The sequence below is a fragment of the Streptomyces sp. ALB3 genome, from assembly GCF_044385685.1.
GTDB lineage: Bacteria > Actinomycetota > Actinomycetes > Streptomycetales > Streptomycetaceae > Streptomyces.
Window position 1 is genome coordinate 87,901 of the sequence record NZ_JBISCE010000041.1, and the last position, 12,731, is coordinate 100,631.

Annotated in this window: 10 protein-coding genes; 5 read left to right on the plus strand and 5 right to left on the minus strand. The window is 73.7% G+C overall.

The window, feature by feature from the left end; genetic code table 11:
- Positions 1 to 24: 24 nt before the first annotated feature.
- Positions 25 to 432, minus strand: a complete 408-nt coding sequence (locus ACHFIV_RS26885) for a RidA family protein (protein WP_398974140.1) — start codon at positions 430 to 432, stop codon at positions 25 to 27.
- A 123-nt stretch (positions 433 to 555) separates the two neighbouring features.
- Between ACHFIV_RS26885 and ACHFIV_RS26890 the strand changes: the two genes are divergently transcribed.
- On the plus strand, positions 556 to 942 hold the full coding sequence (locus ACHFIV_RS26890) for a winged helix-turn-helix transcriptional regulator (RefSeq protein WP_398974143.1): 387 nt from the start codon (positions 556 to 558) through the stop codon (positions 940 to 942).
- A 63-nt stretch (positions 943 to 1,005) separates the two neighbouring features.
- On the opposite strand, the gene ACHFIV_RS26895 is transcribed toward ACHFIV_RS26890, so the two are convergent.
- The 4 genes from ACHFIV_RS26895 to ACHFIV_RS26910 form a co-directional block, all read right to left on the minus strand.
- On the minus strand, positions 1,006 to 1,572 hold the full coding sequence (locus tag ACHFIV_RS26895) for a hypothetical protein (protein WP_398974146.1): 567 nt from the start codon (positions 1,570 to 1,572) through the stop codon (positions 1,006 to 1,008).
- A 231-nt stretch (positions 1,573 to 1,803) separates the two neighbouring features.
- Positions 1,804 to 2,637, minus strand: coding sequence for a sugar phosphate isomerase/epimerase family protein (locus tag ACHFIV_RS26900; protein WP_398974149.1), 834 nt, complete (start codon positions 2,635 to 2,637; stop codon positions 1,804 to 1,806).
- Positions 2,634 to 3,776, minus strand: coding sequence for a dihydrodipicolinate synthase family protein (locus ACHFIV_RS26905; protein WP_398974152.1), 1,143 nt, complete (start codon positions 3,774 to 3,776; stop codon positions 2,634 to 2,636). The genes ACHFIV_RS26900 and ACHFIV_RS26905 overlap by 4 nt, the downstream gene beginning before the upstream one ends.
- Entirely contained in the window at positions 3,773 to 4,924 is a 1,152-nt protein-coding gene (locus tag ACHFIV_RS26910; RefSeq protein WP_398974155.1) for a Gfo/Idh/MocA family protein, read from the minus strand. Before ACHFIV_RS26910 ends, ACHFIV_RS26905 begins: the two co-directional genes overlap by 4 nt.
- Before the next feature lie 110 nt (positions 4,925 to 5,034).
- Here ACHFIV_RS26910 and ACHFIV_RS26915 point away from each other — a divergent pair, with 110 nt between their 5' ends.
- The 4 genes from ACHFIV_RS26915 to ACHFIV_RS26930 all read left to right on the plus strand — a co-directional run bounded on the left by ACHFIV_RS26915 (position 5,035) and on the right by ACHFIV_RS26930 (position 12,533).
- Entirely contained in the window at positions 5,035 to 6,099 is a 1,065-nt protein-coding gene (locus ACHFIV_RS26915) for a LacI family DNA-binding transcriptional regulator (RefSeq protein WP_398974158.1), read from the plus strand.
- A gap of 142 nt (positions 6,100 to 6,241) precedes the next feature.
- Entirely contained in the window at positions 6,242 to 9,334 is a 3,093-nt protein-coding gene (locus ACHFIV_RS26920; protein ID WP_398974161.1) for a type 2 lanthipeptide synthetase LanM family protein, read from the plus strand.
- A gap of 11 nt (positions 9,335 to 9,345) precedes the next feature.
- Entirely contained in the window at positions 9,346 to 9,537 is a 192-nt protein-coding gene (locus tag ACHFIV_RS26925) for a hypothetical protein (RefSeq protein ID WP_398974164.1), read from the plus strand.
- 80 nt (positions 9,538 to 9,617) lie between these two features.
- The gene (locus ACHFIV_RS26930) at positions 9,618 to 12,533 is read left to right on the plus strand and encodes a helix-turn-helix transcriptional regulator (protein WP_398974166.1); all 2,916 of its coding nucleotides are present in this window, start codon (positions 9,618 to 9,620) and stop codon (positions 12,531 to 12,533) included.
- The last annotated feature ends 198 nt before the right edge of the window (positions 12,534 to 12,731 follow it).

Here is a 12,731-nt window from a genome sequence, read left to right on the forward strand (position 1 = left end):
GGCCGGCGGAGCCGCCCCGCCGCCTCAGTCGATGACCGCCGTGACCTCGATCTCGACCAGGTGCTCCGGGACGTCCAGGGCGGCGACGCCCAGCATCGTGGCCGGCGGTGCCGAGGTGGTCCCCAGCCGTGCGGCCCCCCGGGAGATTCCCTCCAGGAGCAGGGGCATCTTGTCGGGGGTCCAGTCGACGACGTGGACGTTCAGCTTCGCCACGTCGTCGAAGGAGGCGCCGACACTCTTCAGCGCGATGCCGGCGTTCACGTAGCACTGCTCGACCTGGGCCGCGAGGTCGCCTTCGCCGACCGTGACGCCGTCTGCGTCCCAGGCGACCTGTCCGGCGACGAAGACCAGCTTCGAGCCGGTCGAGACCGAGACCTGCCGGTAGACATCGATCTCCGGGAGTCCCGTGGGGTTGGTCAGGGTGACGGCCATGCTGTTCTCCTCCTTGCCGCGAGACCCTCACGGGCCGCACGTGCTCTCTTGTGGTTACTCAGGAACCGTAGGAGAGTGGCTGCTGACATGGAAGAACGCACTTTTTAGTGACAGGGGAACCTCATGGTGACCAAGCAGCTCAGCGGCTCGCCCGAGGAACAGGCCGACCTCAGACGCGCGGATTCGCTGGCGCGGGAGATCTTCTCGGACGTCGCCAACAAGTGGGCGCTCCTCATCATCGAGGCCCTGGGCGACGGCACCCTGCGCTTCAGCGAACTGCGGAGCGCGGTGGAGGGGATCAGCCACAAGATGCTCACCCAGAACCTGCGCATGCTGGAGCGCAACGGTCTGGTCGAACGCACCGTGTACCCCACGGTCCCGCCGAAGGTCGAGTACACCCTGACCGGACCGGGTCAGGGGCTGCGGAAGACGGTCGACGTGATGTGCGACTGGACCCACCGGCACATCGGCCACATCGAGGCGGCCAGGAGCGGCTTCGACGGCGGCTGAGGTCACGGACGAGTGCACGGAGGTTCCGAGGGCTGCCCGCCCCGGAACCCTGCGACCCGCCGCTCAGGAGAACGTCAGACCGAGGTGCCGGTTGAGCGCTTCCCTCTGCCCGGGTGTGGCGAGGACCATGATGCTGTCGTAGCCGGCGCCCGGCTCGCGCGCGAAGCCGACGTTCCGCCATGAGCGCGGGTCGTCGCCGTGTGCGGTTTCGGCGATGGCCCGGCAGGCCGCCCCGTGGTCGTAGTAGTCCACTGCGAAGTGCTCGGCCGGGATGGACACCGGCTCGCCGTCCCTCTCGAACTCGAGGGCGTCGAAGCGGCCGCCCTCGAAACCGCCTTCGCCCTCGACGACCCGGACGCCGGAAATGGCGACTCGGCCGCCGGCGGCCTCGGCGGCGTCCACCAGAAGGCCCGCGTAACCGTCGTGGATGGAGTCGATGTCGTCGGCGTGGACCGAGACCGCCACGCCGAAGCTCTCCAGCGCCTGGGCCGCCGCGTACTGGTCCAGTTCGTCGTCCGCGTAGGCGGCGGCGCGGTCGAGGACGCTGCGCATCTTCTCCTCGGACACCATGCCGGTCTCGTGGAGGAGCGCACCGACGCGCCTGTAGGTCGTTGACGGATGCTTCGGCATGCCGGTGATCCTGCCAGACCCGCGCCGGGCTCCGCCGCACCGCAGACATACCCGGGAAAGCGGAATGGGGCCCGGCCCACAGGCCGGACCCCCCTCGCTTTCCCCCTCCGTCGGGCTTCCCGATCCCCCCGGACCCCTCCCCGGAAGTCCCGACGCTGAGTACGACCGGGGAGGGTACGCAAAGGTTGCACGCCTTTGCGATCTCTTTACCTCCGGCTGTCCGGCCGGCCTTCAGCAGGCGTGTTCCAGGTAGCGAGCGGCGACCTCGCCGATCACTTCGGCGCCGTCACGGGCCCAGAGACCCTCGTTGAAGATCTCGACCTCGATCGGCCCGTCGAAGCCGGTCGCCTCGACCTGACGGCGCATCCCACGGAAGTCCACACATCCGTCACCCAGTTGACCCCGGCCCACGAGCACGCCCGCAGGGAGCGGGGTGATCCAGTCGGCCAGCTGGAAGGAGTGGATCCGCCCGCCCGCGCCCGCCCGGGCGATCTGTGCGGCCACCTGGTCGTCCCACCAGATGTGGTACGCGTCCACGACCACGCCGACCTGTTCGGCCGGGAAGCGCTCCGCGAGGTCCAGGGCCTGCGACAGCGTGGAGACGACGCAGCGGTCCGATGCGAACATCGGGTGCAGCGGCTCGATCGCGAGACGGACGCCCCTTTCGTACGCGTACGGGGCCAGTTCGCCGAGTGCGTCGGCGATGCGCTCCCGGGCGGCGTGCAGGTCCTTCTCCCCGTCGGGGAGCCCGCCGGAGACCAGGACCAGGGTGTCGGTGTTCACGCCTGCCGCCTCGTCGACGGCCGCGCGGTTGTCGTCCAGGGCGCGGGCGCGCTCGGCAGGGTCGGTCGCGGTGAGGAAGCCGCCCCGGCAGAGGCTGGTGACGGTGAGGCCCGCGTCCTTCATCAGGCGGCCGGCGCGCTCGACGCCGTACGCCTGCACCGGCGCGCGCCACAGGCCGACCTGGCCGATGCCCGCCTTGGCGCAGCCCTCGACGAGCTCCGGCAGGGACAGCTGCCGGACCGTCTCCTGGTTGATGGACAGGCGGGAGAGTTCGGCGCTCATCGGCCTCCTCCGTGGACGGTCAGCAGCGCGCGCATGCGCGCCTCGGCCAGCTCGGGGTCCGGGAACAGGCCGAGACGGTCGGCCAGTTCGTACGCCTTCGCCAGATGAGGCAGCGAGCGGGCGGACTGGAGGCCTCCGACCATCGTGAAGTGCTCCTGATGGCCCGCCAGCCAGGCGAGGAACACCACACCCGTCTTGTAGAAGCGTGTCGGCGCCTTGAACAGGTGCCGTGACAGCTCGACCGTGGGGTCCAGGAGGTCACGGAAGCCCTGGACGTCCCCGGTGTCCAGGACCCGCACCGCGTGGGCGGCCAGCGGGCCGAGCGGGTCGAAGATGCCGAGCAGGGCGTGACTGAAGCCCCGGTCGTCGCCCGCGATCAGCTCGGGGTAGTTGAAGTCGTCGCCGGTGTAGCAGCGCACCCCGCTCGGAAGCCGGCGCCGTACGTCGATCTCACGCTCGGCGTCCAGGAGCGAGATCTTGATGCCGTCGACCTTGTCCGGGTGCTCGCCGATGACCTTCAGGAAGGTGTCCGTGGCGGCGTCGAGGTCCGAGCTGCCCCAGTAACCCTCCAGTGCCGGGTCGAACATGGGGCCGAGCCAGTGCAGGAGGACCGGTTCCGTGGCCTGGCGCAGGAGGTGGGCGTAGGTCTCCAGGTAGTCCTCGGGGCCCTTCGCGGCGGCGGCCAGCGCGCGGGAGGCCATCAGGATGGCCTGGGCCCCGGAGGCCTCGACCAGGGCGAGCTGCTCCTCGTACGCGGCGCGCACCTCGGACAGGGTGGCGGGCCCCGTGAGCTGGTCGGTGCCCACACCGCAGGCGATCCTGCCGCCGACGGACTTCGCCTCGGCGGCCGAGCGGCGGATCAGCTCCGCCGCGCCGGCCCAGTCCAGGCCCATGCCCCGCTGGGCGGTGTCCATGGCCTCGGCGACGCCCAGGCCATGGGACCAGAGGTGGCGGCGGAAGGCGAGGGTGGCGTCCCAGTCGACGGCGACGGGGTCGTCGGGGCTGATGTCGGCGTACGGGTCCGCGACGACGTGCGCGGCGGAGAAGACCGTACGGGAGGCGAGCGGCGCCCCGGACGGCGCGAGGTCGAGCGGGGTGGCCCGGGGTTCGTACGGGCCCTGCGGCAGGTGGATGGTCACAGGCTCAGCTCCGGGACGTCGAAGCGGCGGCCCTCGGCGGAGGACTTGAGGCCGAGCTCGGCGAGCTGGACGCCCCGGGCTCCGGCCATGAGGTCCCATGTGTAGGGCTCGTCGAGGACGATGTGGCGCAGGAAGAGCTCCCACTGGGCCTTGAAGCCGTTGTCGAACTCGGCGTTGTCGGGCACTTCCTGCCACTGGTCGCGGAACGGCTCGGTGACCGGCAGGTCGGGGTTCCATACGGGCTTGGGGGTCGCGGAGCGGTGCTGGACACGGCAGTTGCGCAGCCCGGCGACGGCGGAGCCGTGGGTCCCGTCGACCTGGAACTCGACGAGCTCGTCGCGGTTGACGCGGACCGCCCAGGAGGAGTTGATCTGGGCGACGGCGCCGCCCGCCAGCTGGAAGGTTCCGTACGCGGCGTCGTCGGCGGTGGCGGCGTAGGGCTTGCCCTGCTCGTCCCAGCGCTGCGGGATGTGTGTCTGCACGTGTGCGGAGACGCTGGTGACCTGGCCGAACAGCTCGTGCAGGACGTACTCCCAGTGCGGGAACATGTCGACGACGATGCCGCCGCCGTCCTCGGCGCGGTAGTTCCAGGAGGGGCGCTGGGCGTCCTGCCAGTCGCCCTCGAAGACCCAGTAGCCGAACTCGCCGCGCACGGAGAGGATCTCGCCGAAGAAGCCGCCGTCGATGAGGCGCTTCAGCTTGAGCAGGCCCGGGAGGAAGATCTTGTCCTGGACGACGCCGTGCTTGATGCCGGCGTCGCGGGCGAGCCGGGCCAGGTCGAGCGCGCCCTCGACGTCGGTGGCGGTGGGCTTCTCGGTGTAGATGTGCTTGCCCGCGGCGATGGCCTTCTTGATCGCCTCGACACGGGCCGAGGTGACCTGGGCGTCGAAGTAGATGTCGATCGATTCGTCGGCGAGCACCGCGTCCAGGTCGGTCGACCACTCGGTCAGACCGTGCCGGTCGGCGAGCGCCTCCAGGGCGTGGGCGCGGCGGCCGACGAGCACGGGCTCGGGCCACAGCACCTCGCCGTCACCGAGGTCGAGGCCGCCCTGCTCACGGATCGCGAGGATCGAGCGCACCAGGTGCTGCCGGTATCCCATGCGTCCCGTGACGCCGTTCATGGCGATGCGCACTGTCCTGCGTGTCACGAAAGTTCCTCCATACAGCCGTAGCAAGCGCTTTCTATGCGGTATGACGCTAGCCTGCCGACAGCGGCCCGGACAAGGGGTGCCGCTCCACAACTCCTCGGAGGAGAGCGATGACAGTCACCCTGGCGGACGTGGCGGCCCGCGCCCGGGTGTCCCCGGCCACCGTGTCCCGCGTCCTGAACGGCAACTATCCGGTGGCCTCGTCCACGCGGGAGCGGGTCCTGCGCGCGGTGGACGAACTGGACTACGTGCTGAACGGCCCCGCCAGCTCGCTCGCCGCCGCCACGTCCGACCTGGTGGGCATCCTGGTCAACGACATCGCCGACCCCTTCTTCGGCATCATGGCCGGAGCCGCGCAGAGCGAGATCGGCGGCCCGGGCGACGGATCCGGCCGCGCGGGCGGCGAGAAGCTCGCCGTCGTCTGCAACACCGGTGGCTCCCCCGAGCGCGAACTCACCTACCTCACCCTGCTGCAACGCCAGCGCGCCGCGGCCGTCGTCCTGACCGGCGGGGCACTGGAGGACCCTGCCCACCAGGCCGCGATGGCCGTGAAGCTGGCCAGACTCGCGGACGCGGGCACCCGGATCGTCTTCTGCGGACGGCCCCCGCTGCCGGACACCGACGCGGTGGTCGCCGCGCTGGCCTTCGACAACCGGGGCGGCGCCAGGCGCCTCACGGAGCATCTGATCGCCCTGGGACACCGGCGGATCGGTTACGTCGCCGGTCCCCTGGAACGCACGACGACCCGGCACCGGCTGGAGGGCCACCGCGAGGCCATGAAGGCGGCGGGGCTGTACGGGGACGAGGAGAGCGTCACCGTGCACGGCCCGTACGACCGGAGTTCGGGTTACGACGCCACGCTCGGGCTCCTGCGCCGCGAACCGGAGCTGACGGCGGTCGTCGCCGCGAACGACACCGTGGCCCTGGGTGCCTGCGCGGCGGTGCGGGACCTCGGGCTCCGCATCCCCGAGGACGTCTCGGTGGCCGGCTTCGACGACCTGCCCTTCTCCGTGGACGCCGTGCCGGCCCTGACGACCGTACGACTGCCGCTGTTCGAGGCGGGTGCGCGGGCGGGACGGCTGGCGATGGACAAGGAGACGCCTCCGCCGGGAGGCGTGGCGACCATCGCCGCGGAGCTCATGGAACGGGGCTCCACGGCGGCTCCGGCCCGCTGACCCCGGCGGGCGGCGGGCCCGCCGGGGGTCCCGGGCCCGTAGGCCCCCACGGCGCGACGGACGGAAAGATGGGGGCGACTCCCCCATGTGCGCGCCCCGCACGCCGTCCAGGATGTGCGTGGGGGAACCGCTGGGGCCTCCCATGACCGGGGAGGTGAGCGCGGTGGCGGACAGGGAAGCGATCGGTGGTACCGACCGGGCGCCCGCCACATGCGCCCCAGCGGCCCCCGACTTCGCCGGACACGCCCCGGCGCGGGACGCCGTCCGGCTCTTCGGCGCCCGGGAGCACGGTGATCCGTGGTGGGCGTCCGGCACCGTCGGACCGCGCCCGGACACCGAGCCCGACTGGGCCCGGTTCGCCCGGGAGGCCGTGGCCCTGGCGCCGCGCGAGGCCCGGGTGCCGGACCGCCCGTACCCGGGGGTGAGCGGCTTCGCCCTGGTGGTCGCGCCGTTCGCCGCCCGGGCCGCGAACCGGCTGGAGGACGCGCTCCCCGGACCGGCCGCACGGCCCGGCCCCGTCGCCTGCCCCGTCGGCGTACTGGACGGCTTCCGGAGCGACGTCGCACAGCGCCTGGCCGTGCTGGCCGCCAGGACCCTCGTCAGCGAGCTGCACGGAGCCCGGACCGGCGGCAGGCTCAGCGGCGGCGGGCCGCGCGAGCGCTTCCGCGACTTCCTCCGCCTGACCTCGGGCCGGGCCGGCCTGGCGACCCTGGTCACCGGGTATCCGGTCCTCGCGAGGGTCCTCGCCCAGGCGGCCATGGACGCGGCCGACGCCTTCGCCGAGATGCTCGGCAGGCTCGCGGCGGACCGGGAGCTCCTGAACTGCTCCCCGGTGCTCGGGGGCCGGGGAGCGGCTCAGGCCCGCGACTACGGGCCGCACTGCCTGACCGGGGTCGAGACCGGCACGGGCGACCGTCACCGCGGGGGCCGGTCCGTGATGCTCCTGCGGTTCGCCGACGGCGCGCGGCTGGTCTACAAGCCGCGCCCGCTCGCGGCCCACCGGCACTTCGGGACCCTGGTGGAGTGGTTCAACTCCCACGCCGGGCCGCCCGACCTGCGGGCGCCCCGGGTCCTCGACCGGGGGGCGTACGGCTGGGCGGAGTTCATCGCGGACGCGCCCTGCCGCTCGACGGCCTCCGCCACGCTCTTCTACCGGCGCCTGGGAGCGCTGCTGGCGCTGCTGCACGTCCTGGACGGCACGGACCTGCACCACGAGAACCTCATCGCCAGCGGGCCGCACCCCGTCCTGGTCGATGTCGAGACGCTGTTCCACCCACCCCTGACGCAGACCCCGCCCACCGACCCGGCCGCCCGCGCCCTGCACGCCTCGGTCCACCGTGTCGGGCTCCTCCCGCAGTTGCTGGTCGGGGACACCACCGCGCTCGACATGTCCGCCGTCGGCGGCGGCCGGGCCGCCTCCTCCCCGCTGGAGACCGCCTCGTGGGCGGCGGCGGGCACCGACACCATGCACCTGGTGCGCGCCGCCGGGCGGTTCACCGAGTCGTCCAACCGGCCCACGGTCGACGGCGCCCCGGCCGATCCGTTCCGGTTCACCGACGCGCTGTGCGACGGCTTCCGCTCGGCGTACACGGCGATCAGCGGGTCGCGGGACGAACTGGTCGGCCCCAGGGGCCTGTTGCGCCTCTTCACCGACGACGAGGTCCGATTCGTGCCCAGGCCGACCTGGACCTACGCCACACTGCTCCACGAGTCGACCCATCCCGACCTGATGCGGGACGGCGCCGAACGCCAGCAGGTGTTCGCCCTCCTGCGTACCGGGGCCCTGGGCACTCCCGCCCTGCCGGGCCTGGAGGACGAGGAGATCGCGGAGCTGTGGCGGGGGGACGTACCGGTGTTCACCACCCGGCCGGGCGTGACGGACGTCTGGAGCGGCACCGGGCGCAGGCTGCGGGGGCCCGCCGGTCCCACCGGGCTGGCACGGGCCGAGGCGAAGATCCGGGCCCTGGACACGGTGGACCGGCAGGACCAGGAGCGGGTCATCCGCACCGCCATGGTGAGCACGTCCACCGAGCCCCCGCACCGTGCCGTGGGGCGTGGCAGGCCGCGGACCGAGGCCACCGCCCCGGAACCGGAACGGCTGCTCTCCGCCGCGCGATCGGTGGGCGACCAGCTCGTCTCACTCGCGTACCACGGCGGGGGCAGGGCCAACTGGATCGGCCTGGAGCTGCTCGGCGAGCGCTACTGGCGTCTCACGCCGCTGGCGGCCGACCTCGCCGCCGGTTACACCGGGCCGGCCCTGTTCCTCGCCCAGCTGGCGTCCCTGACCGGGGCGGCGCGGTACGCCGAGGCCGCCCGGGCCGCACTGGCGCCCGTACCCGGCCTCCTGGACACGCTGCACCAGCGCGGGGAGGACCTCGGACTGCTCGGTTCGGGGGCCTTCTCCGGGCTCGGGGGGATCGCGTACGCCGTGGCCGAGGTCGGGACGCTGCTGGACGACAGCCGTGTGCTGGAGTGGGCCGGCCCCGCCACCCGGCTGACCTGTGCGGCGGGTGCGGCCGAGGAGGGGCTCGGGGTGCGGGGCGGGGCGGCCGGCGGCCTGGTGTCGCTGCTCGCCGTGCACCGGACCACCGGGCGGGCCGAGGCGTGGCGGGGCGCCGAGCGCTGTGCCGATCGGCTCGCGTCGACGCCTCCCCCCGAGCCCGTGGGCTTCGCCGACGGGGCGGCGGGCATCGGCTGGGCACTGCTGCGGTTCGCCGGAGCGGGCGGCGGTCCGCGCCACCGGAGGGCCGGGCTGGACGCCCTGCGCGGCGCGGTGCGCGGCGCGGGTGCCGGGCGGGCCTGGTGCGAGGGGACGGCGGGGGTCGCGCTCGCGGTCGCCGACAGTCCCGGGGCACTGGCCGATCCGGAGCTGCGCGACTGGCTGACGGAACACGCGGGTGAGGTCGCCCGGTCCGCCCCGCCGGGGGACGACAGCCTCTGCCACGGCGAACTGGGCGTGCTGGAACTGCTCGGTCACGCCTCCCTGCCCCGTCTGCGCCCCCACTGGCTGCGCCGGACCGGCACCCTGCTGGCCGCCGCGGACCGGGCGCAGCCCCACTGCGGGACACCAGGACACGTACCTCACCCGGGACTGCTCACCGGTCTGTCGGGCATCGGACACGGGCTGCTGCGGGCGGGTTTCCCCGACCGGATCGGCCCGGCACTGCTCATGCGCCACTCCACGGGGGCCGACCGGTCCGCCGCACCCATGACGTTGTCGACCAACGACCAGTGAATGAGGCAGAGATGACGCAGATCAGCGAATCGGCCGGCTACGCGGACGTCACCACGGCACACGAGGGGGCCGTCGAGCACCCCGCCGGCCGGATCTCGCTCGGCAACAGCGGCGGGCTCGGTCTGCGCAGCAGGCTCCTCAGCGCGACGGACGGGGACCTCGGTCCGGACCTGCCCTGGACCACCTTCACGGTCCCGATGTAACCGTTTCCCACCGGGGCGCACCGTCCTGAGGGGGAATGCGCCTACTGCCGCACTCTGTACGCCTCCAGTAGCCTGCGGCCATGCGTGCGAATTCGCCGGTCGTCGTCGGGCGCGACGAGGAGATCGGTTTACTGAGCAGCGCCCTGGACGCCGCACGACGGCGTTCGGGGCGCGCGCTGTTCCTCACCGGTGAGGCGGGGATCGGCAAGTCCCGGCTGGTGGGTGAGTGCGCCTACCGGGCCTACGGACTGGGCATGCCCGTGCTGCGCGGGCGAGCGGGGTCCACCGGCCTGGTCGTGCCCCTGCGTCCCCTGGTGGAGGCCCTCTCGTCCCACTTCCGGGCCGCCGGCACGCCGACCGATCCGCAACTGGCGCCCTATCACCCGGCGTTGGCCAGGCTCGTGCCGGAGTGGCGGAGCGGGGCGTCCGCCGGTTACACCGAGACCGTCGCGGAGCTGGCCGAGGCCCTGCTGCGGTTGCTGGCGGTCCTCGGCCGGGACACCGGCTGCGTGATGCTGCTGGAGGACCTGCACGACTGCGACACGGAGACCGTCGCGGTCGTCGAGTACGTCGTCGACAACCTCGCGGACCTGCCCGTGCTGCTGCTGGGCACCCTGCGTCCGGAGCCGGGGGCGGCGCTGGACCTCGTACGCTCCGCCGAGCAGCGTCACACCGCGACGGTGGTGGAGTTGCGGGGGCTCGGTGAGGCGCAGGTGCGGGCCCTGACCGGCGCCTGTCTGGAGACACCGCCCGAGCGGATACCCGAAACCGTCCAGCGGCGTCTGGTCGAGCGGGCGGCGGGCAATCCCTACCTGGTCGAGGTGCTGCTCGACGACCTGCTCGACACGGGCAGGCTGCGGCGGACGGGGGACGGCTGGGAAGCGGCGGACCAGCCGGACGGCATCCTTCCCTCGCGCATCCTCCGGAGCTGGTCCCACCGGCTCGACCGGATGGACGAGCCGGTGCGGGACCTCCTGCTGACAGCGGCGACCCTGGGCGGCCAGTTCTCCGTGTCCGTCCTCCAGACCGTCACCGGCCTGGAGGACCGGGCCCTGTTCACCCACCTGAGATCCGCCGTCGAGACGGGGGTCATCGCCCCTGACGGAGCGGCCCCCGACCGCTACACCTTCCGGCACGCCCTCACCGCGGAGGCACTGGTCTCCTCCCTCGCTCCGGCCGAGCGCGCCGCACTCGCCCGGCGTGCCGCCGCGGCGGTCGAGCACTCGGGGGAGCCGCTCGACGAGGACCGCCGGCAGCTCGTGGCCTCGCTGGAGCTCGCGGCGGGCAACCGCGCAGGTGCGGCGCGCCAGTTCGCCGAGGCGGGGCGTCGGATGCTCGCGGCGGGTGCGCACGGTTCGGCCGTGGTCCTGCTGGAACGTTCCCTCACGCTGGCGGCGGAGGACGACCTCGCCGCCGTCACCGAGTCCCTGGCGGTGGCCAGGGCCGAGGGCGGGGATCTGGACGGTGCCCTGGCGCTGACCGAGTCCCTGCCTCCGGTGCCGGCGCGCTCCGAGGCGGCGGCCCGGCGCGGGGACGCCCACATCACGATCGCCTGGGTGGCCGTCATGGCGGAGCGGGCCGGCGACACGTCCCGGCAGTTGGCGGCGGCACGCGCCCTGTTCGGCCCTGAGCCGTCGCCGGCCCGCCGGGCGTCGCTCGCGGTCGTGGAGGGTCACCTCTCGCTGCTCCCCGGTGAGGACCGGCGGGACCCCGAGGCGGCCGAGCGGGCCGCCCGCACGGCCGCGGAGACGGCCGAGGCGGAGGGGCTGCCGGTCGTGGCCTGCCAGGCCTGGCAGCTGCTGGCGCTGCTCTCGCGGGAGAGGGGGTTCGACGCGGCCGACGCGTGTCTGGAGCGGATGCTCACCCTGTCCACGGACCATTCGCTGCCGTCGTGGCGGGTGGAGGCACTGGTGCGTCTGGGGGTGAACAGCTTCATGCGGACCGGCGACGCCGCTCGTCTCCACTCGGCCCGGGCGGCGGCGGCCGAGCTGGGCTCGCTGCTGCTGGCGCAGACGGTCGACGGGCTGCTCGCGATGAACGCGGTGATGTGCGCCCGGTGGGACGAGGCGGAGGAGATCACCGCGCGGTCGGTGGAGGCGAGCGCCAGGATCGGCAACCACGGCGCCCACAGGTACCTGCTGCTGGCCGGGGCTGCCATGGCGGCCCACCGCGGCCGCCGGCGGGAGACCGACCGCTCCCTGGCGGCGTTCCGCAGGGCGGGCGGGGACCGGTCCGCGCTGGTGCCCCTGCGGCTGGGCTTCTGCGGGGCGATCGGGGCGCTGCTGGAGGAGGACCGCCCACGGGCCCTGGCGGACCTCGACGCCGCTCTGGCATGGGAGCGCGACCACCCCAGCTACTACTACCTGTCAGGTCGCTACGGACTGCGCCCGCTGCTGCGGGTGCTGGCGGGTGAGGCGGCGCGCGCGGAGTACGAGGAGGTGGCCCGCGCGCCCGGTGCCGCCCTGGCCTGGAACCGGCAGTTCCTCGAACTGGCGGACGCGGTGCTGCTCGGCCGGGAGGGCGACCTGGCGGGGGCCGCGCGGCGGATGACCGCCTTCCACGCCCGGTCCGCGGCCTTTCCGGTGGCCCGCCACCTCGGTCTGAGGCTCGTCGCCGTCCCCGCGCTCGCCGACGGGTGGGGGGAGCCGGTCGTGTGGCTGCGGACCGCGGAGGAGTACTTCCACGGGGCCGGGGTGCAGTCGGCGGCCTCCGCGTGCAGGGCGGTCCTGAGGCAGGCCGGCGTGAGTGTCACCCAGCACCGCGGCGGCCGGGAACGGATCCCGCCGCCGCTGCGGACCAACGGGGTGACCCCGCGCGAGTACGAGGTGTTCGTGCTCCTGGCGGAGAGGCCGGGCAACCAGCAGATCGCCCAGCGGCTGTCCATCTCCCCCCGCACGGTGGAGAAGCACCTGGCCAGTCTGCTCAGCAAGACGGGGCGGCCCAACCGCACGGCTCTGTGCGAGTTCGCCGCGGAGTGCGTGGTCGACCAGGTCTGAGCACGCGGGCCGCCTCCCCGGCGGAGGCACGGGAGCCGGCCCTCCCGCGCCGGGCCGCCCGCGTACGGGGGGCGGGGCTCGGGGTACGGGGACAGAGGCGTCCGGGTGGGGGCAACGGCCGCACAACATGGGGGCCGGACGCGGAGCGGGCGGGGTGCGCGGCGCGGAACATGCGGGGCGCGCACCGATGTGTCCGCC